Below are 25,226 nucleotides of genomic sequence, written 5' to 3'. Positions count from 1 at the left end.
TGTTTTGATCCATGGGCGGCCCAGTCGCCCTCGTCGACTGCAACAACTTCTACGCCTCGTGCGAGCGGCTGTTTCAGCCCAAGCTGCGCGGCGTGCCGGTGGTGGTGCTGTCCAATAACGACGGCTGCGTGATCGCGCGCAGCAACGAGGCCAAGGCGCTCGGGATCAAGATGGGCGACGCCTGGCACCTGCGCCGCGCCGAGTTCGAGCGCTGGGGCGTGCAGGTGCGCAGTTCCAACTACACCCTCTACGGCGACCTCTCCGCCCGGGTGATGCGCGTGCTGAGCGACTTCACGCCGGACCTGGAGGTGTACTCGATTGACGAGGCCTTCCTCGGCCTCTCGGGCTTTGCCGATCCGGCCGCCCTCGCCCGGCAGGCGCGTGCCACCGTCCTCCAGAAAACTGGGATCCCGGTGTGCGTGGGGATCAGCACGACCAAGACCCTCGCCAAGGTCGCGAACCGCACCGCCAAGAAGGACCCCGCCAGCGGAGGAGTCTGCTACCTCCCCAATGACAAGGAGCAGACCGCAGCGCTGGCGAAGATGGACCTTGGCGACGTGTGGGGCGTCGGACATCGGATCGTGCAGCGTCTGGCGGAGATCGGGATCACCACCCCTCTCCAGCTGCGCAATGCGGACCCCACCATGATCCGCCAGCGGTTCAACGTGGTCCTTCAGCGGACCGTCCTGGAGCTACAGGGGACACCCTGTCTGGACGTCGAACAGGACAGCCCGGAGAGCAAAACCATCTGCTGCAGCCGAAGTTTCGGGCAGGCGGCGGAAGAATTTTCTGAGCTGGCCGAGGCGCTGACCGCCTACACCCCCCTACGCCGCGCAGAAGATGCGCCGGCAGGGCTTGGCGACCGCGACCGCGACCGCGACTGCGGTCGTAATGGTCACGACCAACCGGCACAAGCCCGAGGACGCCCAGTACTACGCGACCCGGCTAGTGCGGCTGACGATTGGCACCAGCGACGCCGGTCGGCTGATCCGCGCCGCCCTGTGGGGCCTGAAAGGCATCTACCGTCCGGGGTTCCGCTACAAGAAATGTGGGGTGCTGTTCCTCGACCTGCACCCGGCCGACAGTGTGCAGGGCTCGCTGTTCCTCCGGACGGACCGACCGGAGCGGGTGCGTCTGATGGCCTGCGTGGACCAGCTCAATGCCCGCTATGGGCGCGACCGCGTGCGGTTCGCCTGCAGCGGGCAGGACCGGCCGTGGAAGCTCCGGGCAGAGTACCTGTCGCAGCGGTACACAACACAATTCTTAGAGCTGTTGCAGGTTTAATATTTCGCTCTACGAAACAAAGCGTTATGAAAATGAATAAAACGTCACAATGCATAAACAGGATGGGAAATGCTGCAGAACATGGAAGGCTCAATTTCAGGACTGCTTGCCCATCCTTCAGTTTCTAAAGGTATCAAAGGCGCTCTTCAAAAACCTGGCGGCGCCAGGTATTATCGCTGCGCTCTACAGGTAAATCCGTTTGCGTATCTCAAGCGTCATGCGAAGCAAACAAGCTTTGCAGATGAAGATGATTACAACGCCGCGATGGTGCAGGCATGCCAAGCCAACGGCGTAGATGTTATTGCGATTACAGACCATTTTAGAGTCGACACTGCGGAAAGCTTGGCAAATGCCGCCAGAGCCGCAGGAATACGAGTTTTTACTGGGTTCGAAGCAAACACAAGCGATGGGGTCCACCTTCTATGTCTCTTCCCAGAGACAACCTCGCTAGCAGATATTGGACTGGTTATTGGTGCCTGCGGTGTCACAGGATTCAACTCAGAGTCCCCACAAGCAGATAAAAACTGCGAGCAACTTCTTGCTCTCATCAGGGAGCGGGGTGGCGTTACGATCGCCGCTCACGCCTGTTCAGCTTCAGGTCTCCTGCGCACACTAAGCGGCACAAGTCGTGTACGGACATGGCTATCACGAGATCTAATGGCGGTTGCGCTTCCCGGGTCACGAGCAGATGCTCCTACCGAATTTCGAAAAATCCTGAGCAACAAGGATGGAGCGCATAAAAGGATCCGTCCAGTTGCCGTTATCAATGCCAGTGATGTCTCCGATCCAGCTAGTTTCGCGACTCCAGCGGCAACTACCTTTGTGAAAATGTCCGAGGTATCAGTTGAAGGCCTTCGGCAGGCATTTCTCGATTGGGAGTCACGAATTTGTCTTAACACAGACGATACTCCAGACGATCACGTTGAATTGATCGCCGTTGCATGGGACGGCGGGTTGCTCGACGGGCAGTCGATGCAACTGAACAAGAATTTGAATGTGCTGATAGGAGGGCGTGGCGCCGGTAAATCGACGGTTATAGAGAGCTTGAGACACGTATTTGCGTGTATGCCGAAGGGCGCTGAGGCCAATCGTTCCTATGACAGCTTTGTCAAAAACGTGCTACGCAACGGCACTAAAATTTCCGTGCTTATTAGATCCCCTAAACCATCGACGCAATACTATTTGCTTGAGTGCGTAGTTCCTAATCGGACGACAATTAGAAACGGAGCGGGAGCTCTGGTTGATGGCCTTGTGCCACTCGATATTATGCCTGGCCTAGAATGCTATGGACAGCACGAGATATCTGAACTGACGAGAAGCCCGGAAAAGCTGGCGCACTTACTGAGCCGATTTGTTGCAAAAGACACTAGTAGAGACGCGGAAAAGAGCGACCTTACCCATAAACTTGGAAAATCAAGGTCTGACATTGAGCGACTGAACACCGATCTCAGAAAGTATGAAGACGATATATCAAGCCTGCCGGCGCTTCGGGAAAAGCTCGATCGTTACGATAAAGCAGGATTGAAAAACCGTTTAGCCGATAAAACAATCCTCGACCGTGAGCTCCGCGCATTTGCGGCGGCAAGACAAGAGGTTGAGTCGCTCACCAAGTGCATTCAGTCGACGGTAGAAAATTCCGCAGTCAGCCATGCTGCCTTTTCAGAAGAGGAACTCGGTTCGTTTCCACGGGTAGAACTCCTTAGAGAGGCGGATCAGGCCCTTGTCGAGCTGGAGAATAAAATCGGATCTGCCCTCTTTAGTATCACAAAGGCTATCCAAGAGGCTGGCCCTCAATTTGATGATATCGAGAGGCGTTGGCATGAAGCGACGGCGACGGTAACTCAGGACTATGAAAGCACTTTGCGCGATCTACAGAAGCAGGGTGTCGATGGTTCAGATTTTATTAGTACTCAGAACCAAGTAGCCGAACTTGAGGTCAAAGAAGAGCATCTTACTAAGCTGCGTGCGCGAAAAGCAGAGAAAATCAGGGATAGACGTGAGTTCGTTGCTGCATGGGAGAATGTCAAAGCGCAAGAATTTCGGGCCTTAGAGGCGGCTGCTAAAAAGGTCGGAAGGAAGCTACAAGGGCGCGTACGTGTTCGAGTAAGACGAGGTGAGGCACTTACACCCTTGGAGGCGGTGCTCAGAAAGTCTGTAAGCGGACAAGGCCCGGGAGTTGCGATCGAAAAGTTCAAAGAGGCTGCTTCTTTGTCAATCCCAGATGTTGCTGAAGCAATAAGGGCAGGATCCGTTGCACTCACTGAACGATATGGGCTAACGCCCGCTAGCGCAGAGAAGATCGCAAGCGGCGGCGAGAGCTTGTCAATGCAGGTTGAGGAGGTCGATCTACCTGCCGAGGCCATCATTGAATTAAATGTTTCGCGCGAAGAGGGCGTAGATAACTGGAAGCAGCTGGATGATCTTTCCACAGGGCAGAAAGCCACTGCCGTTCTTCTCTTGTTGCTGTTGGGATCAGACGCTCCGCTATTAATTGATCAGCCAGAGGACGACCTTGATAATAGGTTTATTACAGATGTAATTGTACCAACAATGAGAGTTGAAAAGGAAAAACGGCAATTCATATTCTCAACGCACAATGCGAATATTCCAGTTTTGGGTGATGCTGAGCAAATTGTTGGTCTGACACCGGTGGTTGAATTTGGTGTGGAGAGAACCTTGGTTCCGAACCATCTTGTTGGATCTATTGATACGGAAGGTGTCAGAGAGATGGTTAGAGAATTACTTGAGGGAGGTCGTGCAGCTTTTGAACTACGTAGGGAGAAATACGGATTTTGAGTATTGCTGGCATGCGCGTGAGCGCTTCGCGCAATAAGGTGCCATAGCGCCCCACCAGCTCGAGGTTGGCGAGGCTGAGGGCAAGCAAGAGCCACCACAGGGTATCGGCGCCGGCGTGGGTAAGCACGAACGCTCCGGCCGGCGGGGCGAGCGCCTTAGCAGCCAGTCCCGGCCGCGCCGAGCGGCCAACCAACGCTACTACACGTCAAGCACTTCTACTGCAGCCGCCAGGCGAGCACGCCGCCAAGTACCGCCGCAAGCTGCGCCTGAAAGCGGGACCAGGTCCGTTTGGGATTATCGTTGCAGGCCGGCGGCAGCGCACTCGGCCAGCGTAGCCATTTCTGAACCGAGGACAGCGCATCGAGCGCTGGACCGGGTGGGGAGGAGTCAGACTGAAAACTGTTGGGCGGCTCAAGATTCGCCAGACAGCAGCGTCAATGCCGATGCAGCCTCAGGTTCTCGCCAGGCGCGCGTTAACGATGCCGGTCGGAAGACTTCGCTGCAATATGGATTGCGGTCTTCAGACGCTTCCCAAAGCCGCGCGCCCGGGCCACGTTAGCGACAGGCAGAGCCGTCCGATGTGCCAAGTCGCCTTTACCAGGGGCGGCCGGCACCGGTGTTACCAGCACCAGCAACCGGCCTGACCACGACCAGTATCCTTAGGAGATACCGAGCCTTGGCTGAGACCTTCCCTACCGGCATTCTGCCGTCGACGAAACCGTTCCGCCGTCCGCTGGACCCGCGGCGCAGCTCCCCCGTCCTGCCGATCCGCACGAGCGACTGAGGCTCTTTCGTACGCGCACTCTCGGAGTGCCGTGCCGCCCCCCTTCGCTCCCTGCAATCTCGACACCCAGCAACGTCGATGGCGAAGCCGCCACGGCGTATCTCTGCCCGCCGTCCGATCCCTCGGTAGGCGTATGCGGGCGGGTGTCCCCTGGACGGACCCGAACCATGACCATCGTTCCCCATCCGGCTGCCCACCGCGGCGGCCGACGTCGACCGTCCGCGGACGGTCTCCCCTCGTCGCACACCGTATCGATCGGGCGCATCCCGGTCCCCCTCGGCAGCGGAGCCGCCGAGGGCTCCGGTGCACCGTGGCAGACCAACCTCCCCTCCTGCTCGCCCGAGCTGCTGGCGGCCACCGAGGCTGTCGTCGCCAATGCCCGGCGCGCCGTGTTCGTGTCCGATCCGCTACTCGGTCCGCGTCTGTCGCAGATCGGATCCCTGCTGGCCTCGGTCGTGAAGCGTCACGGCGTGTTGATCGAACTGGCCTTGAAGGACTGCCTCGAACGCAGCGGTCGCTATGTCGTCCTGCGTGATGTCGCCATGCCGATCACCGTGACGACCCAGGAGCTGGTCCGGACCGGCACCATTGATCAGCTGGCCACGACCTCCATGGCGCTCACCGGACCCGTGGCCCAGACCGTCAAAATCGATCTTATCGTGATCGACCGCATGCTGAACCGGGCCTTCGTCGCCGAGGTGAAACGGGGCGGTGGCAAGTCCGAGGCCAGAAAAATCCATCAAGTGGAGTGGGTTTTGCGCTGCGCCCAGGTCCAGGCGATCGCGTTCCTGGGGAGCATGAACTTCCACGTTGCCAGTGCCCGCGCGGTGCTGATCGACCTCTACGGGCGGGCGGGCTACTCGCCCGACCTTTCCGTCAGCGGTCCGGCCATCGACGCCCTGTTCGGGGTGCCGGTCCTGCATGCCGTCGAGGCGGTCACTGGCCTGCTCGCGGCTCGCCTGCACGCGGACGTCCCGGACCTGCTCGAGCTCGCGCTCGCGTCCCTGGAGCCCCTCCCGGGGGCGCCGTCGCCGTAACGGCGCCCTGATACCGCTGGGTCGCGCCTGCGACCCGGCCCCATCCCGCCCTTTCCCTAAACCTTCGACACTGCGCGCCGTCGCACCAGTGTCCTCTCCAGGTATGCCCGCATGACTCCCGATTTCGACCCCGGCGCCCACCTGCCCCCGACCTCCCCGGCGGCTGTACGGTCCGCAAACCCCCTGACCTGGTGGCGCAGCCTCCCGCCCGAGGCCCTCGACCTGCCGGCACAGCGACAGCTGCGCGCTGTCCTCGTCGCGGGGTCGCCCTTGCCGCATCCCGGCTGGGACGCCGCGATAGAGGCGGATCCTGCCGCCGCCATCGGCGTGGCGATCGCGATGCTCGCGGAGGGCGTGGTCTATCCCGGATGCCTCGACCCGGCCCTCTCGGCGGTCCTCATCTGCGCCGCCCTCGGGGATCCGGCCTGCCGAGATCTGCTCGTGCACGTCCTCTCGCGTAGGTCGCGTCTGCGTGCCGATCTCGATCTCCTGCGGCTAGCCCACGCCTGGCGCGCCAGGAGCGACCGGGGGCCCGATCTCACGCTCGTGCCCGGCCGCTGAAAGGGAGGACATCGTGGCATTTTCATCGACATCGCACCTCCCCCGGATCGACACCGAGGCGGCGCGGCGCCTGGTCCTATCCCTCTTTCCCCGATGCCTGCGCACCTGCCTCGATACCGCCCTGCGGATCCCGGCCGCGCGGCAGACCCTGGTCCGCGACATCATCGCGCTCGTGCCTGAGGCCGCCCCCCTGGCTCTGGCATGGAGCTCGAGTGCCGATGCCGATCCGCTTCAGGGCGACCCCAGCCCCGTTCCCGCCCGTCTGGCCCTGACGCAGTTCCTCGACCGCTATGCGGCCGCGTGGGATCGACCGGCCGCACGGACCCTGGCCGACATCGTGGTCGTGCTGTCCTGTACGGTGGATGATGCAGAGGCGGCGGCCCGTCTGGCTCTGCCCCTTTGGCTCGAGTTCGAAGCGCTGCCGGATCTCACCCTCCAGCTGCCGGCGATCGCGGAAGCACAAACGGTGATCGGTCTGGGGCTCGCGCACGGCCCTGAGGTCGATGACGATGACCTCGTGCCCCGATCGGAAGCGCGGCGGATGCTGCTCGAGGCCTGGAACGAGGCGCTCGGGGAGGCGCTTCTGATCCTCAAGGGCAGCGCCAGCGGCGCTGTCGCCGCGGCGGCCGTTCTCAGCCGCGGCGGGGATTGCGAGTTCATGACCGGGGGCCTGCTGGTGCCCGGTCTAAGCCGTTTTGGCGCGCGGTTGACCCAGTCCATCGCCGATAGTGCCGAACTGGCGGAGCGGCGTCGGCGGCGCACGGCCGAGAAGGCGCTCAAGCGCAGCGAAGGAAGCCTTCGCGAGTTGAAGGCCGCAGCGGCCGCCTCCTCCCGGCATCCGGTCCCCCCGGCTGAAACCACACCCCGATCCGTCCCCAAGGGACACGTCCTCGTCGTCTCGGAGGTCAAGGACACCGGTTCCGATCGCAAGATGAGCGTAACGCGGGGCTACGAAGATGTCATCGGACGCCCGATCCCCCTCGCGCCGGTCCCGGATCTCGTGAGGCTGCGCGCGAGGCTCGCCTTCGAGTTCCCCCATGCGATCGATACGATCGATCGCCTTCTCGTCGACCTCGTCGGCCGGGGAGACATCGGCTTCCGTCCGACCCTTCTCCTAGGCCCCCCCGGCGCCGGCAAGAGCCGACTGGCCGCCCGCCTGGCGCATCATCTCGCCGTGGGGTTGTGGCGGATCGATGCCACCCGGGACAGCGGTGCTTGCATTGGTGGCACGGATCGCCGCTGGGCGACGGCCGAGCCCGCGCATCCAATCCTGGCCATCACGCGCTTCGGCATCGCCAACCCGCTCCTCCTCGTCGACGAACTCGAGAAGGCGGCGACGAGGAGCGATCATGGCCGCCTTTGGGACGCCATACTGCCGCTTCTGGAGGATGAGACCGCCAAGTCTTATCCCGACCCAGCTTTCCAGACCGAGGTCGACCTCTCGCACATCAGCTGGATCGCCACCGCAAATTCGGTGGATCCGTTGCCCGGCCCCCTGCGCGACAGGTTGCGGGTGCTGGCGATGCCGGCGCCGCGGATCCAGGACCTCGAGCGGCTGATCCCTCCGGTTCTGGCCGGGATCGCCGAGAGCCGTGGGCTGGATCCACGCCTCGTGGCGGCCCTCGACGGCGAGGAGGTCGACGTGGTTCGCCGGGGCTGGCGGGGCGGCTCGATCCGGCGACTCAGCCGGCTCGTCGAGGCCGTCGTGACGGCGCGCGAGGCGTTGAGCCTGCGGCACTGACCATCCATCTCCGATGGCGGTGTCGGGAGACGCCGCCTGATACCCTCGCGTGTCGGACCAGGAAACAGGAGCGTCCGTGCAATTCGCGACGCGCGCGATCTGCAGCTTTAGGTCGTGAACCCATAACGACTGGCACGGTTGACCTGCTCCATCGTTAGCCCTGTGAGCAGGAGGAGCCTGGCTGGCGCGGTTTGACCTGACGGATGCGGAGTGGGCGGTGATCGAGCCTCTGCTGCCGACGGACGTGCGCGGCAAGGAGCGGGTGGATGACCGGCGGGTTCTGAACGGGATCTTCTGGCGGCTGCGCACAGGCGCACCCTGGGCCGACATCCCGGCGCGCTACGGCCCGCATACTACCTGCGGCAACCGCTTCCGGCGCTGGCGCAAGCGCGGCATCTGGGATCGGCTTCTGGACGCCGTGTCAGAGGCTTACGAGGGCTACCTGCAGATGATCGACGCCACCAGCGTACGGGTGCACCAGCATGCCGCCTGCGCCCAAAAAAAGACGGCCGATCCGGTGGCATGGGTCGCTCGCGCGGCGGCCTGACGAGCAAGATCCACGCGCTGGTGGATGCCAAGGGCCGTCCCGTGGCCCTCAAGATCACGGAAGGCCAAGCCCATGACGGGCGTTCGGCGACCGACATGCTGGGCGGGCTGGGCGCTGGCCAGATCCTGCTGGGCGACCGAGCCTACGACAGCGACGCGTTACGCGCCCGGATGGCGGAGCAGGGCGCGTGGGCGAACGTCAGGCCGATGCCCAACCGCAAGAAGGTGCTGGCCTTCAGCCCGTTCCTGTACAAGTACCGCAACTTGGTCGAGCGCTTCTTCAGTAAGATCAAGCACTTCCGCGCCGTCGCCACCCGCTATGACAAGGACCCCAACAACTTCCTCGCCAGCGTCAAGCTCGCATCCCTGCGCGTCTGGCTCCGAGCTTTATGAGTCCGCGACCTAAAGCGCGGACCTTCATGGCGTGCTGCGCACGCGGGGGCCTCATTACCGGCCCCGGACCCCCGCTAGGATTTTCTCGAAGGGATCGGTTTTGTGTATCAGCATGCTCCCACGGTACAGCCAGGGATGGCGATGACCGTGAAAGGATCGGCAGCCATCTGGACAACGGGGTGGCTGTCACCGTTTACGGCATACGGTAAACCGCATGCAGCGGACCCACGGCTGGCTGGCGACGTTATGCCGGGATGCCAGATCCTTTTGACCTCATGCGGTTCGTTGATGCGCAGCACGGGGTCTATGAGCTGGCCCTGCAGGAGCTCAAGGCGGGCCACAAGCGCAGCCACTGGATGTGGTTCATCTTTCCCCAGCTCGCGGGTCTGGGGTCCAGCGCGATGGCGGAGCGCTATGCGATCGGGTCCCTTGATGAGGCACACGCCTACCTCCAGCACCCGGTGCTGGGTAAGCGCCTGCAGGCCTGCACCGCGGCGGTCAATGCGGTGACCGGCCGGACCGCGCACCAGGTGTTCGGCACGCCCGATGATATGAAATTCCGGTCGAGCATGACGCTGTTTGCGCTGGCTGATCCGGAGCAGCCCGCATTCCGGCAGGCTCTGGAACGGTACTACGGGGGTGCGCAGGATCCGCGGCCTCTCGCCTTGCTCGCTCTGATCTAACGCATCACTGCATGCCGCAAACCGTTTACCGCATACGGCACCATGACATTGATTGGATGGGAAAACCGGCGCCAAATTGGCCGTCAGCCGGGGCTTTCGCGGGAACACCGGCCCCAGATTTCCCGGTTTTCCGGCCCCCGGACAGCCGCACAACGCCCGATCTCACCTCGGGCGTAGGCCAATCGAGCGCCAACACGCGACCACCGGCCGCCGCGGGAAAGCCAGCCCCAGATTCATCCCGGGCGCACCGCTGGCCAAGGTCATCCAGTCGATCGGATTCCCCTCGCCCGCGGGATTCGCAGTCGCAGCGCGACTGCCTCATCACTCCACCGCGCGCAGCGCGGTGACAAAGCCTCTCAGGAAGGCTGTCAGCGGTTTTCGGAGCCTTTGCCGTCACGCTGTCGGTTTTGCCGCCCGAAACGCTTCCTGAGGCCGCGCAGGTGGATTTTGCCACTCACACATTCGGAGAGCCCATCTTTGGTCGCCGTGAGGCGACCACCATTTTGAAGCAAGCCGCCTGCGGCGGCTTCCGCATTGGGTGGGGGAGCGGGTTTTCGCGAACGGAAAAGGGGCGGGATTTCTGCAGGCACAAATAGAACCGGAGATGCACAGGCTGTTCACGGGCCTGTGCAACGATCCTGCAGAATCCGGCCGTTGCACAGGCCTGCGTCTCTTTAGGTCTCTTTAAGATATCTATATAAGAAGTCTTTATAAAAATTCCTGTGCTGACGCAGTGGGTTAGACCCTAAATTTGGGGCCAGGATTCCGATAATTTGGGGCTGCACTTCCCGAATTTGGGGCCGCACTTCCGTAAATTTGGGGCTGCACTTCCGGTGGCACCTCGTGTTATCCACAGCCCGACGGCCGCGCTTGAGCGTGCGCGCCAACGGCGGATTTCTGCGGAAATTTGGGGCCGCTGTTCCCACATGCCGTTTCGCACGCTCAGGTGTTCCGAACCGGCCCAAAAGCGGTCTCCAGCAGATCGATCGGGGCCGAATTTGGGGCCAGCTTTCCGGCCTGATCCCAGCAAGCACAGCCACTTAGCAGAGTGGCCCCTGCCATATCAGGGCAGACGATATCGGCCTGCGGGCTAATTCTGGGGCTAGCTTTCCGGTCCAGTGTCAATGTTTGCAACGGCTTAGCGGGGCGCATGAACACCGTGGCGGCCGAGTGCGTGTGCTGAGCTACCCCGGAATTTGGGGCTGCACTTCCGGTTTGTAGCAAAGGTTTTCAGACGCTTAGGCAGTCAGCTGCGCTGCCGCTTGCCCGGCAGCCTTGGCCAAATCCATCTCCAGCTGGGTCGGCGCAGCATGGGTGTAGTGGTAGCGGCGCGACTTCTTCCAGCCCGAGCCGGTGATCTCCTCACGCCACTCCTTCAGGCCACCGGCAGCGACCATGTCGTTGAAGGCCTGCCGGCAGTCCTTCCGGAACTGGGCGCGGGTCGCGCTGCTCTCCTTGTCCGACCAGAGATCCCGGCCGGCGAGCTGGGCGAGGCGCTCCTCGTCGATCCAGGCGAAGGCCGGCTGGCTGTCGATGAACGGCCAGAACGTCTTGGCGTGGTCGCCCTTGAGGCGGAACTGCACGTCGGCGTTGATGCTGACCAGGTGGGCCTTTTCGATCATCTGTAGCACGCTCGGGCCGTAACGGACCGTGACGCTGCTATCGAGCTGCGCCCCCTCCCAGCTGACCTCGGTGATCAGCGGCGCCGCGCTGCCGCGGCTATCCGGCAGAGCACCGATCGAGCGGGTCTTCTTGATCTTGTCGAGCTCGTCGAGGGAACGGCCCTCGTGGATCAGCACACTGACCTGCTGGATCTCCTGGAACACGTGCACGAGGCTCAGGAGGTTGTTTACGTGCTCGGTGCGGCCCATCACGCGGATCAGCTCACGCCAGCTCGTGCGCGTCTCGTAGTAGGTCCGCATGGGCGGAATGAACGTGCCCGGCCGGTAGTCCGGGTTGGGCATGGAGACCTTTTCGCGCTTGAGGCGAAACAAGGCATAAATCGCATCGCGGTGCTGGCTGCCCAGCTCGCGCCCCCTCACCTCCACCACCGAGTAGCCTGGCACCTCGTAGACGCGGGTGAAGTTGCTGTCAGTGATCAGGTTGACCTTGCGCGGCACGAAGGCCGAGGTCCGCGCCAGGCGGTCCGGCATCACCGCCGGGTTGCGTCGGCCGCGCCGGTTCTTGAGCGTCCGCTCGCGGCGCGCGAGGCGCTGCTGTTCTTCAGGCGTGAGCGGGCGTCCGGTGGTCATGGCTGCGACTCAAGCTAGGGCATGACGGGAACAGTGGCACCAAAATTCGGGAACAGCAGCCCCAAATTTCTGCTCACTGTTGCAGCAGCCCGTATGCAGCCGGTCGGCAACGCCAGCCGTTTACGGCTTACGGTTTACCGCAAACCGCAAGGGGTCAGATTACTTCTCGGAAAACTCGGCGAGCGACGGTTGGCCGTACTTGGCCAGGACCATGTCGAGGCCTTCGCGCAGGTAGCTATTCAAGTCGCGGTCGTGCTCGATGCACATCAGGCGCAGGCGCTTGCTGGCCGCCGGTGGCACGTAGACCGTGAGCTTGGCCTCCTGCGGCTTGCCCGGACGGGCGGCTGCGGCGGACGGGTGCTGCACGACCTCGGCGGTATCGGTCGCGGCGGGCTGGCTGTGACCGCCAAGGGCGATTTCAAGCGACGCGGGTTTCTTGGCCATGCTGTTTTCCTTCCATGCGGTTGAGCGCCCACTGCAGCAGCTCGCGCACCTCGGTGGCGGCCTTGCTGGTGGTGTCGCGTTCGGTGACCCCCTGCCCTGTCGCCAGCGCGTCCATGTGGTCGGCGCGCATCGCGAGCGGCGTGCTCGCCACTGCGCCGGACAGCTGCAGGACGCGGAAGGCGTCGCTGGTGCGGATCGAACGACCCGGCGGACACTGGTTGAGGACGTAGGAGAACGGTTTGCCGAGGCGGGTGATGCTGCGCACGGTCGGCGCGGCGGCCTCGATGTCGGCGATGCTCGGCCGAGCCGGGATCAGGCACAGATTGGCAACCTGGATCGCGGCGGTGGCAGCCGGGGTGTCGACGCCGGGCGTGTCGATGATCACGAGCTGGACCCCCTGCTTCCTGAGGATCCCTATGGCGGCGTCGAGCTGGCTGGCCTGGATGGTGTTGACCTCCGGGCCGCCGGTGCTTTCGCGCCGCTCGTACCAGTTCTTGGCGGTGCCCTGCGGGTCGAGGTCGATGATCGAGGTTTTGAGCCCCCGCTCCTCGGCCGCGACGGCCAGGGAGACGGCCAGGCTGCTTTTTCCGGTGCCGCCCTTCTGGGTGACAAATGCGATGACGTTCATGGCGGCATCCTTTCGGGGGCGAGCCTAAACGGCAAGCGGTTAACAGCAAACTGCACGCGGTATGCGGCAAGCGGTCTGCCCTATGCGGCACACGGCAAGCGGCATGCCGTTTACGGCAAAGCCCGCGGTAACGCTAGCTCATCTCAGCGCCGATAGGAGAGAACGCCCGCATCGCGATGATCTCGCCATTTGCCGTAAACGGCTTACGGTAACGCTGTAAGAACAATATGTTGTTGGCTCAGGCGAGAACAATCGATGCCGGCGGCCTCGGCCGCCGTGGCTGCGGCATGCCGCATACCGTAAGCGGCAACTCTACTCGTACTCGATCCCGGCCTGGGTGACGAAGTTGTTCCAGAGCCGTTCGGCAGCCTGCTCCGGCGTAACCTTCTCGTCGCGCGAGCGTCCTAGCCCGTCGATCATGGCGTTCAGGAACAGGTTGTAGTCGTCTGCCTCGACGCTCATCCAGCCGTTCGACGTACCAGCCTCGGCATGCGGCTGGTAGAAGAAAGACAGTTCACCGACCTGCATGCGACCGCCGCGCGCCTGCCGGACCGTAATGTGCGCCTCGCCGTTGCGCATCAGGGCTCGGTTGACCACCGTGCAGGTGAACGCGTTCGGGCCCATAGACTCGAACCGCGCGCGGATCTGGTCGCTGGCCTCATGCAGCTCGGCGCAGGCATTCTGGAAATAGGTCTGGATCGTCCGGAAGGCGGCCTCGGCATACTCGGCCTTCTGGATCGCATCGAACTGCTGCTTGACCCGCACACGGCGGGCCGTGCCGGCTGCCGTCGCACCGGGATCGTCAGTGGCCGCCCCGGGTGCCGGGGAGGGGGATGCGGCGAGCGCCCTACGGATCCCCTCAACGGCGTTGAGGTAGGCGGTGTTCTCGTTGGTCCAATCCGAAACCGGCTTGCCGTCCTTAGGCAGGACGAGGATCTCGCTAAACGGCGAGTTGAGCCAGTCGCACGGTTCAAGGATCACGGCCACGATGCGCAGGCGGCCTTCCGCCTGCAGCTGCAGCGCCCGCTGGAATTCCTTTTCGTAGCAGTAGTTCGAGGCCAGGTAGTCCGGGCTGACCAGCGCGATGAACAGGCTGCTCTGAGCCAGCGCCGCACTGATCGTCTGGCCGACGTTGTCACCAGGGATGATCGCATGATCCGACCAGGCCTGCAGGCTGCCGTCGCGCCGCAGCATGACGAGGTGCTTGTGCAGGCGCTCCAGGCGCTTCTCATCGGCGTGGGCGTAGGAGATGAAGGCGTTGTTCGGCATCGGGGACAGCGCCTCCAGACGTGATCGGCTTTCGCTGCTCTCCCTTTGGCGGCCTTGGCAGCTCAGCAGACCAATGGCCAGGCGGAGCGTTCGTTCCATCTTTGTTCAACGTCACCGTTTACGGCGAACGGCTTACCGCAAACCGTGAACGGCATGCAGTAACGTGACCGTATCCGCAGAAACCTGCCGTTCCGGCAGGCAACGGCAGGGACTCGCTAAGCCGCTCCGGTGTACCGAAGAGCCAGCAGCCTGTCAGAGCGGGCTTGATTGGTAACATATACGGTACTATATTGAATGGAGATCAGGGAGTTTCAGGACGCCCGCGGAGGGAGCCCGTTCGCCAGCTGGTTCGATGATCTGGACGCCCAGGCGGCGGCCAAGGTCACGGTGGCGCTGACGCGGATGGAGCTCGGCAATCTCGCGAACGCCAAGGCGGTCGGAGAAGGGGTCCAGGAGTTCCGGATCGACTGGGGTCCCGGCTACCGGCTGTATTTCGGCCGAGACGGGGACACGCTGATCATCCTGCTTTGTGGCGGCACCAAGCGCCGGCAGCAGGATGACATCGCCGAGGCGCAGGCGCACTGGGCAGAGTACAAACGACGCAAGAAGGAGGAGGGGTAATGGCCCTGACCCGCAGCTTCAAGGACACCGTGAAGGCGCGTGCCGGGTGCGACCCGGCGTTCCGTGACGCCCTGCTGACCGAGGCGGTCGACCAGTTTCTGGCGGGCGACCTCGACACCGGCAAGGCGGTCCTCCGCGACTACATCAACGCGACCATCGGCTTTGAACGCCTGGCTGCAGAGACCGGCTCCTCGTCCAAAAGCCTGATGCGCATGCTCAGCCCGACCGGCAATCCCACAGCCAGCAACCTGTTCAGCGTCCTGAGCACGGTTCAAAAGGCGGCGGGTGTGCACCTGGCTGTGGCTGTCGGTCATTAAAAGACGATCAAGCAGACCAACGTCGGGAAAGGCCATGGCGGACGATCAAAAGCCGAAGCAGACTGCGGATGAGGATCGACCTGTGAAGTTGAGCGACCTTAAAGCTGCGGATTTGAGCAAGCTTCCGGCGACCGCGCGTATGGTCGAGGATCTCGCCAGCTATCGTGCAAAAGCTGAGGGAGCCTTTGGTTCTGTCGCTCGGGACATGCAGAAGGTGGCGGAGCGTCATCGTGCTTTAGTTGAGGCTCCGGTTTCGGTCAGCCGCGCGCTGGCTCAATTGTCGGCCACTCCAGATATGCTCAGTAAAGCGCGTCTTGTTCCTGGCTTTGATATCGCTTCTGCGCTCAGACCATCCGCCGGGCTGACGAGGATTATGGAGGAGCATAATAGGATAACGTCAGGATTTATGGCTTCGGCCAAAAGTCTTGAGCGGCTACAGGCTCAAATTCAGCCCCCGACCATCGCTCAACTCGGATTTCGAGCCGTGGAAGTTACGGCATTGCGAGCGGCTGACCCGGAACGTTTTACGATGCCCGCTGCAGGTGCCTTAGCCGCCCAATTCAAAGGGATTGATCCATCACATCTCTTTCCGACAAGCCGTCTGCTTGGCGTCGATTTCGAGCGCACCGTCCGCGCCGCAGAGGCTATCCGTACCCCCTGGATCGAAGCTACCAACGCTGCAGCCTCACTGGCGCGATTTGCCGAGCTAGAGAGCCTAGGCCGGGCTATCCGCCTGCCCATGGCTTATTCAGACGAAGTGGCTGGAGCACTTAGAGCAAGCTTGGGCGACTGGCGAGATCCGATAACTCGCGATGTCACAACGTTGAGCGAACTGTCGGTCCGTACCGAATTTTACATCGAGCGTGGGCTCAATCGCGATCTGACTGATCTACCGGAGGACGCGTTCGAGGACAGCCTTGACGTCACCGAAATCCGGACCGATCCGCCACCTCTGGTCGCGCTATATGGTTTGCCGGTTGTCGGCAGCGAAGAGCTAGAGCTTGAGGCCGGGTTCCTCCGTAATAACCAGGCTCACAACTGGCTGCAGCGCTTTGAAACGCAGCTGCGTCGATTTATTGACGAACAGATGACAGTGGCTTTCGGCGAGAAGTGGCCTGAGCGTCGCCTTCCAAACAACATGCTGGACAGATGGCTCGAAAAGCAGAAAAAGGACCCGAACCGCGATCGGCACAGTAAGATTATTATCTACTCTGATTTTACCGATTATGAGCTAATTATCTGCAAGCGAGACAATTTCAAGGAAGTGTTCTCTACCTTTTTTAACAAAGAGGAGCATTTCCGCGAGTCAATGCAGCGTTTGGCAGTTCCTCGCATTGAAGTTATGCACGCCAGGATCATCACTCAGGACGACGAGCTATACCTGTTTGCAGAGCTTCGGCGACTGACCAACCAAATTATGCGGCGGCATTAGGACGCCATTAGATCACAACGAAGCGGGGGGCTCCGCAGCGGCGAAAGCCACGCCACAGCTTGCGGCATGCCGTAAGCGGCATACCGCAGATTGTCAGCTCTGGCGGCGCATCCGGCCGATGCCTACGAATTGGCATGCCTCCCATAGATCTCGGGCATTGTTTTCGGCGATCTCTCGCGACCCATCCCAGTCAAAACTGGTCCCATTTAGCGCCAAGTGAAGATTATCTGCAATTTTAATGGTTTGATCTAGCAGCTTAGTCTCATCACCGTATTTAACTTGATGAACCGTCGCTGGGCTATTTAGCGATGGCTCGGGCAACCTTAGGTTATGGGCGATGTAGCTATCTCGAAAGTTGCGCAAGGCAGCCAATTCAGGTGATGCCTGTATGGTATCAGCCTGCGTTCTAGCCTCGATCAGCCAAGTTCGAACTTTCGCCGCTTCCTCATCAGCCCGTCGCTTCCGTTCCTCATCCCACCATGCTTGATAGGCCGCATGGTGTTGAGGGTCCGTTGAAGGATTGAGGTAAGCCGCTGTAACCTCATTGGCATAATAGCGGTGAGTGCTCGCAATAAGGCTTTCGACGATCTCGGTCTTATCAATCAGCGCCATAATGGTCGGGATACTTTCCCGATCTTTAGCGGGCTTATCCCACAAGGCGCAGAGCCGCACCAACTCAAATAAATGCATGCTTTGCTGAAACTGATTGAAGGCGTGTGCTGCGTAAGAAGGTGGGATCTGTTTGGCGAGAACGTCACTGTAAATCACGAAGCGATTGGCTTCGTGCATCGTGAACAGGCTCGCAATATGATCAACTAAATGGTCCGCCCGCTCTTTGGCCGTCGTGAGACGATCCTGATCGGGGATAGCGCCTGCAAAAGATTTTGGTGTTTTCATAGGTCCGCTCAGTACCGGAACGGGTAAGGTCCAAGGAACAGGTCGCCGACGGCCTTGCGCACCCGATAGGTGACCCAGCGCTGGCGCTGATGCTCGTCCCGGTCATGCAGGATGTGGCAGCGTTGGCAGAGTGCCTTGAGGTTGACCGGCGCGTTGTTGCCTGGGTCATGATCCAGATGGGCGCAGGCCAGGTACACCCGGGTCGTATAGCGCTTCGCGTCAGCCGGCAGAGCCTCCGGGGGCGCCAGCTTCAGCTTGCGGCCCCTGCCGCTGCGCCAGGTCTGGGCGGCCGCGTCCCACCAGCGGCCGTCGCCTAGGTGGCAGACCAGTTGGCCATGCGGGCGGCCGCAGCCCTCGCAACATCCCTTGGCGCGCTTGAAGCGGATCACCTGGGAAAGCTGCACCCAGTCGATCGGGTAGAAGAAGCGGTTCTCCGGGCGGATCGGCATCGGGCTTAGCCTTTCGCCGCCTGGCTGCGCATCCGCGCCTGGGGGAAATAGGTGTAGAAGGTCATCCGGCTGACTCCGAGGCGCTTAGCGATCTCGGCGATCGAGATGTTGCCGGCGGCGAGCAGGGCACGCCCCACCTCCAGATCCCCTTCGGACAGCGCCTTGCGCCGGCCACCCTTGCGCCCACGGGCAACGGCAGCCTTCAGACCTTCCATCGTCCGCTCACGGTTAAGGTCGAGAAAATACTCGGCCATGGCGCCGTGCATCTGCAGGGCAAAGCGGCCGTGGGCGGTCGCGCTGTCGAACTGCTCGGTCAGGCTGCGGAAGTGGATCTCCTTCAACCGCAGCCCGTCGATCGTGCGCATCATCTCGACAAGGGAGCGGCCGAGACGGTCGAGCTTCCAGACCACCAGCTGATCGGTCGGGCGCAGGTAGGCGAGGGCGGCCTCAAACTCGGGCCGCTTGGTGCCGGCCTTGCCGCTCTTTTTCTCCTCGAAGATCTTTTCGCAGCCGGCCTTCAGCAGGGCATCGCGCTGCAGGTCCAGGTTCTGGTCAAGGGTGGACACACGCGCGTAGCCGACAAGCATGTCAGGATAGTCCCACAAGGACGTTTTTCTAGCAATAGTTTTCCTGTCATATTTTCCTTACACAAACGCGGCCGTTTCGGCGTGCCGGTGAGTGCCCCGGCCGTTGTGTAAGGAAAACGGTCGTTTTCCGGACATGGTCGGGCGAGCTACCGAATTGTCCGACGTCAGCACCTGTGGGACAGATTGGGGGTCTTCACGAACGGAGGATGGCTGGTTCATCGTAGCCCCTGAGGAGCGAAGATGAAGCAGACATCTGGACTGGCCAAGAAGCCGGCAGAAGCGGTGATCAAGGACATCCGTCGGGCCACACGTCGGCAGTTCTCGTCCGAGGAGAAGATCCGCGTGGTGCTGGAAGGCTTGCGTGGCGAGGACAGCATCGCCGAGTTGTGCCGACGTGAGGGGATCGCCACCTCGATGTACTACGGCTAGTCCAAGGATTTCCTGGAGGCTGGCAAGAAGCGCCTGTCCGGCGACACGGCTCGTGCTGCCACCACGGATGAGGTGCGGGATCTTCGTCGCGAAGCGGGGGCGCTGAAGGAGGTCGTGGCTGATCTCGTCCTGGAGAACCGTCTGCTCAAAAAAAGCATGAGCGGGGCTGGGGGCGACGAGGCATGAGGTACCCGGCCCCCGAGAAGCTGGAGATCATCCGGCTCGTTGAGCAATCCCATCTGCCGGTGCGCGCCACCCTGGGCAAGCTCGGCATCACCCGCTCGACGTTCTACCGGTGGTACGACGCTTACCAGCGCGGCGGCCCCGAGGCGTTGAGCGACCATCCCTCGCGGCCGAGCCGGGTCTGGAACCGTCTCCCTGCGGAGATCCGCGAGCAGATCGTGGCCCTGGCCTTGGAGCAGCCTGAACTCAGCCCGCGTGAACTGGCGGTACGCTTCACCGCCGCCGCGGATGCTCCGGCCGGTCGTGGTTCATGTGGCACCGCTGGCAGACCGCTATGAGGTTCACGTCCCGGTTGTCGGCGGTGTCGTGGTTGCGGTGGCCGGTCGCCAGGACCACCCGCGTCGTCCGTACGGATCTGAGAACGTCGTCCTCTCCAACCGCAAGGCAGACGGCCTGCCCCTTCCCGTCGCGCCAGGAACCGACCTGCGCGTCCCACCAGCGGCCATCGCCAAGGTGCCAGACGGTTTCCCCATGCGGTCGCCCGCAGCCCTCACAGCGGCCCTTGGCGCGTCGAAAGCGGATCACCGCCGACAGCTGCGGCCAGTCGATGGGGTAGAAGAAGCGGTGCTCGCGCCGGATCGGCATGGCGGGACTGAAGCGTGGCGACTAGATCGCCTCTCGCATGGGGCTCAATCTCTGGCAACGGATGAGGGGTCGCCCGTAGTCGCTGGGCGACGCGCCGGGGCCACGCTTCGGGAGGTAGAATGCTGCCGAGATAATGCATCGGATCACACGAGCCCTTGTCGCTCAGCTCTTTAGCTTGTACCAGCCGCGCTTTATCTCAGGACTGCTGATCCTCTAATGATCACACGCCGCCGAGTTCTGTATGTGGCTGTGGGGGCCGCTGTCGCTCGTGCTAATTTTGTAAAGCAAGCCTTGGCGCAGAATATCTCTCCCGACGTACTCGCTGAAGCGGGTCCGCTTGGTGACGTATGGCTTGGAGATAAGGATGCGCCAGTGACGATCATCGAGTATGCCTCGATGCCCTGCTCACACTGCGCCACATTTCACACAAAGACATGGCCCGCTCTCAAAGAGCGCTATGTCGATACCGGCAAGGTTCGTTTCACCCTGCGCGAGTTTCCAATCGGCCCGCTGGCAACGGCTGCCTTCATGCAGGCCCGATGCGCGGGGAAAACGCGCTACTACCCGATCACTGACTTGCTGTTTGAGCGCCAAGCTGACTGGGCATTCACCGAACATCCCGTCGATAAGCTGCGGATGCTGATGCAGCAAGCCGGGATCGAGCAGCAGCAGTTCGATAATTGCTTGAGAAACCAAGAAATCTACGATGCAATCAATGTAGTCAAAAATAAAGGTGCGGAAGTTCTACAGATTGACTCCACTCCGACATTCTTTGTAAATGGCCGTCGCCTGAAGGGAGACATGCCGATAGAAACTTTATCTCAAGTGGTTGATCCCTTAATTTCAAAATAAAAATTATACAATCAGTATATATTCTGGTTATGCAAGTTTTTTCAATAGTCATGGCTGCACATGACGCATTGGCAGCCCATTATTGCTTTCGGGTCGCGTCTATCAATTCTACTAGCTGAATGGCTCAGTGCGTGTGGTGTGATACCCTCGTTGCTACCGTACTCTTGCCGTCAACTACCGTCCTTGTCGTGACCTACCGTAATCGTGGCAACCGCCGAGGCCCGGCTGATGCCTCGTGTGCTGACACTCGGCATCGCCCTGCTCCTCGCCGCGGTCGCAGGGCTGGCGGCGGTCACGCTATGGCAGGTCTGAAAGTTCAGACCACGCTTACCCGCGTGCGGTGCCACGCGGCGCTGAGATAGCCCTTGTAGTTCCAGGTGTCGTCGGGAGCCGCGGGCTGGGTTTGTCCGGCCTCGTCCCAGGCGCGCACCGCCAGCTCATGCTCGCCCGCGGGCAAGTCCAGGTCGATCGTCCAGAACGTCCAGGCGAACGGCGCCCGTGTATCGTGTTCCAACGCGGCCCGCGCCCATGTCCGGCCGCCGTCCCCCGAGACGTCGACCCGGACCACGGCGCGATCTCCGCAGATGGCGTAGCCCTTGATGCTGTTTGACCCGGCTTTCAGGCTCGTACCCCGCGACGGCTCGCAGATCACCGCGTTGAGAGGCATCGTGTTAATCGTGTGCCCCTCAGCCGGGTCTGCCGTCTCCGCGGTCACGTCGGATGGGAACAGCTTGTAGTCGCCGGCCTGGATCGGGTTGTCCGACGGATGGTCCTGCACAGTGATGCGCTTCAGCCATTTCGGGCTGCGCACCCCGGCAAATCCCGGCACGACGGCGCGCAGCGGGAAGCCGTGCTCGGGCAGGAGAGGCGCGCCGTTCATCGCGTAGGCGAGCAGGGTCTCTGGTGCGAGCGCCTTGGCGAGTGGGATCGAGGCCCCGTAGGGATGCCCCTCGACCGTATCGTGGCTCTCGAAGGCGACGTGCAGGTCTGCACCGGCGTCGATCCCGGCCTCGCGCAGCACATCACCCAACCGGACCCCAGTCCAGTCGGCGGTGCCGATCGCGCCGCCGTCCCACGGGTCGCCGGAGACCGGGGCAACCGCCCGCATGTCCGCGCGGCGGTTGCCGGCACACTGCATCGTGGCGGTGACGGTGACCTGCGGGAAGCGCGATTGCAGGTCGTGTAGCGACAGCTTCAACGCGGTCGAACCCGCCCCGTCGACGGTGAAGCGGTAGCCGTCCGCTTCGATCTCCGGCAGATCGCCGTGCGAGCGCACGTAGAAGTCGTCGGCTGCGGTCCGGTAGGCGGCACGCAGGCGGTCCAGCGGCGGCTCGGCGTTGTAGGGCGTCTCCCCGTGAACGATCAGGCGCGTCTTGCGCTCGGCCAAGCTCGTCATGGGGTTCTCCTCTCTCAGCATCCAGGGATTCAACGTATCAATCCGCGTCCGGCCTCGTAACGTTCCGGGTACGACCTCACGGCGACGCCGCTCATGCGGTCCGGAGACACGCCCATGCTCAATGATTGGGCCGGTCGCTCATGGGGCGGATGCCACCTCCTGATGCTCCCGCCAAAGGCGCCTGAGCGTCTCACGCGTGTCGTCGAGAACCGCGACACGCCGCGCGTACCAGCGCTCCAGCAGCGCCTCCGCCTCCGCCTCGATATGGCAGCGGGAAAGGTCGATAGAGAAGTCTGGATTGTAACGCTCGACGGCGGTGATCGCGTCGTAGCCCTGTTCGCGAGCTGCACGCAGCGCCTCGATTAGGGGATAGTTCGGCTGCTCGGGTTCCGAGCTGTCCGGACAGTTGTCGCGTGGGGTGACCTTCGCGCTGAGACGCGTCCCGGGATAGAGGGTCTCGCGGGTGCTCTTGCTCATGGCTCACTCCTGTTCGCCGACTGATGTCGGCCGTGGCGTCCGAAAGGGTTCTCGAACCGGGCGCGGGGGCCAAGTTCGGCCTCGATATCAAGGAGGCGGTTGTACTTTGCCAGCCGCTCGCCCCGGCAGGGCGCGTCGGACTTCATCTGGCCGCAACCCATCGCCACTGCGAAATCGGCAATGAACGCGTCGGTGGTCTCGCCCAGCTGGCACGCTGGCCGTTGCAGTGACGCCTCCGTCGAGAGTGACGCGCACCTGAAGCGTCGGGTGGCCGCGTGAGTCGAGGATCTCAAGGGCGTCGAGGCTGTGGATGGTTGTGCCCGTGCTCATGGCGTGCTCCGCATTGGATCGAGGGTCTCAGCGCATCACGAGGAACAGCGCGACCAAGGCGACGACGAGGATCGCGGCCGGGATCAGCCAGACGAGACCTATCGATCTTCCCGACCCACCGAATGGGCCCGCCGCCCTGTGGTGCTGGCCTTCGACGACTCCGAGTCCGCGGATGTCTTCCAGTTCCGGGTCGGGGTCGTGCTGCGGAGGCTGCGATATCGAGCTCATGGTGGGGACTCCGTGGGTAGCGGTTCAGGTCACGACCTCGCGCGCCTCGACCGAGGCGTCCGGGGCGAAGCGGTAGACGCGCACCGAGCCAGTCGGCAGCTCCAGACGCGCGATGGCGTCGGCGTGCAGAGCCTCGATGCCGGCCACGAGGGCGCGCAGCGAATTACCGTGGGCGACGACGAGGGCGGTCCCGCGCATCGCCGCCGGCAGAACGCGGGTGAGGTGGTAAGGCGCCACGCGCGCCAAGGTGTCCCGAATGCTCTCGCCTCCCGGGGGAGCGGTCGCATAGGAGCGGCGCCACACCCTGACCTGATCCGCGCCCCAGCGCACCTCCGCCTCGACATGGGTGAGGCCGGTGAGCGCGCCATAGTCGCGCTCATCCAGCGCGGCAGCGCACTCGACCGCGAGGCCAGGGCGACCGAGCGCGTCGAGGATCAGCCCCGCGGTCTCAGCGGTGCGCGAGCGGGTCGAGCAGAACGCGGCGTCGGGGTAGAGGCCATGTTCTAGCAGGCGCCGCCCCGCGGCCCGCGCCTGCTCGCGCCCGCGCGCTGTCAGCGGTACGTCGCGGGTGCCGGTGAACTCGCCGGCTGCGTTGGCCTCGCTCTCTCCGTGCCGGACGAGCAAGAGGGTGCGGGCGACATTCACAACAGGTCCCCGGCCAAGGCGGCGCGTGCAAGCGCCAGTCCCGCCACGAGCCCAGTGAGGCCGCCAGCGCCCACAACGAGGAATACAATTAGGAAGTTCACAGTATCGCCCCACTCGCACTCGCGAGGGTGACGAAGAGTCCGCTACGCGGCCGGTGGTGCTCCAAGCCCCCGCCACGCGCGGGCGCCGACGCACCCTCCGTGACAGGAGCCATCAGCCCTCACGGGCGGTTGTCGGGGAGCTCCATCCCCATCACTTTGGTAGATGGTGATGCCGGAGGGCCGATCAAGTGGTGGTCCGCATACAGATCCCCCGATGCTTTCCGCCGGCATAAGGTCCACCGCCGCCGCCGCATATGCTCCGGCCGGTCATGGTTCATGTGGTACCGCTGGCAGAAGGCCGTGAGGTTGGCGCCGGTGTTGTCGGCCGTGTCGTAGGCGAAGGCCCCCGCAGTTCTTTACTGCTGCCCTTGCCCACCGCTCTTGCTTGCCTTGTTGGCCTTGTGATGTCCCACGGCGCATCCGGCCGCAGCCCCGGCTTTGCCGTGCCCGGCCATATGACCGGCAACGCCGCCAACGACTGCACCCTTCAGGCAGCCCTTAGCCTGTGCAGGAGCAGTCCCGACCAGAGCGCTGAGAGCCAGGGCTGAGGCTGCAATCACAATCCGGGGCATGGCGTGTCTCCTATCTGTGCAGGAGCCAACACATGGCCGAACGCGCCCGTTCCTACTGTGCAGGTCAGCGCCGCAGCGCTTCGATCCAGGCTTTGACTGGATCGAGCACGAAGCCTACGTAGGACACCCATGTCCGTGACCGACTGTTTTGTGGCACGGCATCAGCCGAGCGAGCTGCCATAGAGGCCGCCACGTAGGCATCCTCACGTTCCCTGCACTCATCCAAGGCGTTGCGCTCGTTTCCGGCGCGGCTCTGCCCCGCCGGCTGGTGAGTGGAAGCATCACGGATGCAGCTATGCCACGCCTGCTCAAGCGCCTGTAGATCACCCGGTGCAGCCGCGAGAGCCGCAAGTGGCTCAACGGCTGCAAGGCTAACGATGATTGCGAGAGCGCGCACGGATGCCGCTCAGTCGTCTGCTACGGCGATGTGAGCAATTACGCGGGCGCCATCGCCCAGCGAGGCATTCACCGCACGGGCGAGTTCGACCCGAGCTGCGCCATCCGCCAGCAGCACAAGGCTAGCGAGGAGAAGCCCGAGAAGGGCGAGCCGGTGAGGCGTGGGGAGGGGGATCGGCATGGGAGGCGCCTTGAGGACGCCTGACCATACCCCAGCCGCTGGGCTGCAGCTGCCACCCAGCGACCACAGC

The 25,226-nt window shown here is 62.7% G+C and carries 27 protein-coding genes, 2 pseudogenes and 1 riboswitch; of the genes and pseudogenes, 13 read left to right on the top strand and 16 right to left on the bottom strand.

Going from position 1 to position 25,226, the window contains the following annotated elements:
• Nucleotides 1–11 precede the first annotated feature (11 nt).
• The 8 genes and pseudogenes from AAHF99_RS24195 to AAHF99_RS24160 all read left to right on the top strand — a co-directional run.
• Nucleotides 12–401 (top strand): annotated as a pseudogene (locus AAHF99_RS24195) (Y-family DNA polymerase); the annotation flags it as partial.
• 439 nt (nt 402–840) lie between these two features.
• The gene (locus AAHF99_RS24190; RefSeq protein ID WP_342166924.1) at nt 841–1,284 is read left to right on the top strand and encodes a DUF4113 domain-containing protein; all 444 of its coding nucleotides are present in this window, start codon (nt 841–843) and stop codon (nt 1,282–1,284) included.
• 69 nt (nt 1,285–1,353) lie between these two features.
• Nucleotides 1,354–4,080 (top strand): TrlF family AAA-like ATPase, encoded by a 2,727-nt coding sequence (locus tag AAHF99_RS24185; protein WP_342166921.1) that lies wholly within the window; start codon nt 1,354–1,356, stop codon nt 4,078–4,080.
• Nucleotides 4,081–5,031: 951 nt separating this feature from the next.
• Nucleotides 5,032–5,901, top strand: a complete 870-nt coding sequence (locus AAHF99_RS24180; RefSeq protein ID WP_342166920.1) for a hypothetical protein — start codon at nt 5,032–5,034, stop codon at nt 5,899–5,901.
• 111 nt (nt 5,902–6,012) lie between these two features.
• Entirely contained in the window at nt 6,013–6,462 is a 450-nt protein-coding gene (locus AAHF99_RS24175) for a hypothetical protein (RefSeq protein WP_342166919.1), read from the top strand.
• A gap of 13 nt (nt 6,463–6,475) precedes the next feature.
• Complete coding sequence (locus tag AAHF99_RS24170; RefSeq protein ID WP_342166918.1) at nt 6,476–8,203, top strand: AAA family ATPase; 1,728 nt, start codon at nt 6,476–6,478, stop codon at nt 8,201–8,203.
• Between the two features lie 181 nt (nt 8,204–8,384).
• Nucleotides 8,385–9,142, top strand: a protein-coding gene (locus tag AAHF99_RS24165; RefSeq protein ID WP_342166923.1) for an IS5 family transposase whose coding sequence is annotated in 2 segments (ribosomal slippage) — nt 8,385–8,709 and nt 8,709–9,142 — 759 coding nt in all. Because the reading frame shifts where the segments join, the coding sequence is not laid out codon by codon here.
• Between the two features lie 254 nt (nt 9,143–9,396).
• The gene (locus AAHF99_RS24160; protein ID WP_342166917.1) at nt 9,397–9,825 is read left to right on the top strand and encodes a DUF1810 domain-containing protein; all 429 of its coding nucleotides are present in this window, start codon (nt 9,397–9,399) and stop codon (nt 9,823–9,825) included.
• A gap of 1,238 nt (nt 9,826–11,063) precedes the next feature.
• Here the strand turns inward: AAHF99_RS24160 and AAHF99_RS24155 are convergent.
• The 4 genes from AAHF99_RS24155 to AAHF99_RS24140 form a co-directional block, all read right to left on the bottom strand.
• On the bottom strand, nt 11,064–12,077 hold the full coding sequence (locus AAHF99_RS24155) for a hypothetical protein (RefSeq protein WP_342166916.1): 1,014 nt from the start codon (nt 12,075–12,077) through the stop codon (nt 11,064–11,066).
• A gap of 159 nt (nt 12,078–12,236) precedes the next feature.
• Nucleotides 12,237–12,521 carry a ribbon-helix-helix domain-containing protein gene (locus AAHF99_RS24150; RefSeq protein WP_342166915.1) on the bottom strand — a complete coding sequence of 95 codons (285 nt, stop codon included), beginning with the start codon at nt 12,519–12,521 and terminating at the stop codon, nt 12,237–12,239.
• A complete protein-coding gene (locus tag AAHF99_RS24145) occupies nt 12,496–13,149 on the bottom strand; it encodes a ParA family protein (RefSeq protein ID WP_342166914.1) in 654 nt (217 codons plus the stop codon). The genes AAHF99_RS24150 and AAHF99_RS24145 overlap by 26 nt, the downstream gene beginning before the upstream one ends.
• A gap of 312 nt (nt 13,150–13,461) precedes the next feature.
• Entirely contained in the window at nt 13,462–14,418 is a 957-nt protein-coding gene (locus AAHF99_RS24140; protein ID WP_342166913.1) for a toll/interleukin-1 receptor domain-containing protein, read from the bottom strand.
• A 294-nt stretch (nt 14,419–14,712) separates the two neighbouring features.
• On the opposite strand from AAHF99_RS24140, the gene AAHF99_RS24135 reads away from it, so the two are divergent.
• Genes AAHF99_RS24135 through AAHF99_RS24125 form a run of 3 tightly spaced genes read left to right on the top strand, consistent with a single transcriptional unit; the run spans nt 14,713 to nt 16,788 of the window.
• Nucleotides 14,713–15,039, top strand: coding sequence for a type II toxin-antitoxin system RelE/ParE family toxin (locus AAHF99_RS24135; protein ID WP_342166912.1), 327 nt, complete (start codon nt 14,713–14,715; stop codon nt 15,037–15,039).
• Nucleotides 15,039–15,356 (top strand): helix-turn-helix domain-containing transcriptional regulator, encoded by a 318-nt coding sequence (locus AAHF99_RS24130; protein WP_342166911.1) that lies wholly within the window; start codon nt 15,039–15,041, stop codon nt 15,354–15,356. The genes AAHF99_RS24135 and AAHF99_RS24130 overlap by 1 nt, the downstream gene beginning before the upstream one ends.
• Nucleotides 15,357–15,390: 34 nt before the next feature.
• Entirely contained in the window at nt 15,391–16,788 is a 1,398-nt protein-coding gene (locus AAHF99_RS24125; RefSeq protein ID WP_342166910.1) for a Swt1 family HEPN domain-containing protein, read from the top strand.
• A gap of 93 nt (nt 16,789–16,881) precedes the next feature.
• Here the strand turns inward: AAHF99_RS24125 and AAHF99_RS24120 are convergent, their stop codons facing one another.
• Genes AAHF99_RS24120 through AAHF99_RS24110 form a run of 3 tightly spaced genes read right to left on the bottom strand, consistent with a single transcriptional unit; the run spans nt 16,882 to nt 18,721 of the window.
• Nucleotides 16,882–17,685: an AbiU2 domain-containing protein gene (locus AAHF99_RS24120; RefSeq protein WP_342166909.1), complete on the bottom strand. Its 804-nt coding sequence runs from the start codon at nt 17,683–17,685 to the stop codon at nt 16,882–16,884.
• Between the two features lie 8 nt (nt 17,686–17,693).
• Nucleotides 17,694–18,134, bottom strand: a complete 441-nt coding sequence (locus tag AAHF99_RS24115; protein WP_342166908.1) for a hypothetical protein — start codon at nt 18,132–18,134, stop codon at nt 17,694–17,696.
• A 5-nt stretch (nt 18,135–18,139) separates the two neighbouring features.
• Nucleotides 18,140–18,721: a recombinase family protein gene (locus AAHF99_RS24110; protein WP_342166907.1), complete on the bottom strand. Its 582-nt coding sequence runs from the start codon at nt 18,719–18,721 to the stop codon at nt 18,140–18,142.
• A 240-nt stretch (nt 18,722–18,961) separates the two neighbouring features.
• Here AAHF99_RS24110 and AAHF99_RS24105 point away from each other — a divergent pair.
• Nucleotides 18,962–19,611 (top strand): annotated as a pseudogene (locus AAHF99_RS24105) (helix-turn-helix domain-containing protein); the annotation flags it as partial.
• On the opposite strand, the gene AAHF99_RS24100 reads toward AAHF99_RS24105, so the two are convergent.
• Entirely contained in the window at nt 19,607–19,978 is a 372-nt protein-coding gene (locus AAHF99_RS24100; protein ID WP_342166906.1) for a hypothetical protein, read from the bottom strand. The pseudogene AAHF99_RS24105 and the gene AAHF99_RS24100 sit on opposite strands and share 5 nt — an antisense overlap.
• A 216-nt stretch (nt 19,979–20,194) precedes the next feature.
• Here AAHF99_RS24100 and AAHF99_RS24095 point away from each other — a divergent pair, with 216 nt between their 5' ends.
• Nucleotides 20,195–20,830 (top strand): DsbA family protein, encoded by a 636-nt coding sequence (locus tag AAHF99_RS24095; RefSeq protein WP_342166905.1) that lies wholly within the window; start codon nt 20,195–20,197, stop codon nt 20,828–20,830.
• A 316-nt stretch (nt 20,831–21,146) separates the two neighbouring features.
• Here AAHF99_RS24095 and AAHF99_RS24090 read toward each other — a convergent pair whose 3' ends face one another.
• From AAHF99_RS24090 to AAHF99_RS24060, 8 genes are all read right to left on the bottom strand, one after another.
• Nucleotides 21,147–22,226 (bottom strand): molybdopterin-dependent oxidoreductase, encoded by a 1,080-nt coding sequence (locus AAHF99_RS24090; RefSeq protein WP_342166904.1) that lies wholly within the window; start codon nt 22,224–22,226, stop codon nt 21,147–21,149.
• A 138-nt stretch (nt 22,227–22,364) separates the two neighbouring features.
• Complete coding sequence (locus AAHF99_RS24085; RefSeq protein WP_342166903.1) at nt 22,365–22,703, bottom strand: hypothetical protein; 339 nt, start codon at nt 22,701–22,703, stop codon at nt 22,365–22,367.
• Nucleotides 22,700–22,849, bottom strand: coding sequence for a hypothetical protein (locus AAHF99_RS24080; protein ID WP_342166902.1), 150 nt, complete (start codon nt 22,847–22,849; stop codon nt 22,700–22,702). The genes AAHF99_RS24085 and AAHF99_RS24080 overlap by 4 nt, the downstream gene beginning before the upstream one ends.
• Nucleotides 22,791–23,033: a hypothetical protein gene (locus tag AAHF99_RS27220; protein ID WP_412759942.1), complete on the bottom strand. Its 243-nt coding sequence runs from the start codon at nt 23,031–23,033 to the stop codon at nt 22,791–22,793. Before AAHF99_RS27220 ends, AAHF99_RS24080 begins: the two co-directional genes overlap by 59 nt.
• Nucleotides 23,034–23,060: 27 nt before the next feature.
• Nucleotides 23,061–23,261 carry a hypothetical protein gene (locus AAHF99_RS24075; RefSeq protein ID WP_342166901.1) on the bottom strand — a complete coding sequence of 67 codons (201 nt, stop codon included), beginning with the start codon at nt 23,259–23,261 and terminating at the stop codon, nt 23,061–23,063.
• Nucleotides 23,262–23,285: 24 nt separating this feature from the next.
• On the bottom strand, nt 23,286–23,906 hold the full coding sequence (locus tag AAHF99_RS24070; RefSeq protein ID WP_342166900.1) for a 2,3-bisphosphoglycerate-dependent phosphoglycerate mutase: 621 nt from the start codon (nt 23,904–23,906) through the stop codon (nt 23,286–23,288).
• A 197-nt stretch (nt 23,907–24,103) separates the two neighbouring features.
• A riboswitch (Fluoride riboswitch) is annotated at nt 24,104–24,166 on the bottom strand.
• 197 nt (nt 24,167–24,363) lie between these two features.
• Nucleotides 24,364–24,579: a hypothetical protein gene (locus tag AAHF99_RS24065; protein ID WP_342166899.1), complete on the bottom strand. Its 216-nt coding sequence runs from the start codon at nt 24,577–24,579 to the stop codon at nt 24,364–24,366.
• 406 nt (nt 24,580–24,985) lie between these two features.
• Nucleotides 24,986–25,156 carry a hypothetical protein gene (locus tag AAHF99_RS24060; protein WP_342166898.1) on the bottom strand — a complete coding sequence of 57 codons (171 nt, stop codon included), beginning with the start codon at nt 25,154–25,156 and terminating at the stop codon, nt 24,986–24,988.
• Between the last annotated feature and the right edge of the window lie 70 nt (nt 25,157–25,226).

The sequence above is a fragment of the Methylobacterium litchii genome, from assembly GCF_038442315.1.
Lineage (GTDB): Bacteria > Pseudomonadota > Alphaproteobacteria > Rhizobiales > Beijerinckiaceae > Methylobacterium > Methylobacterium litchii.
This window is presented reverse-complemented; position numbering and strand designations above follow the sequence as displayed.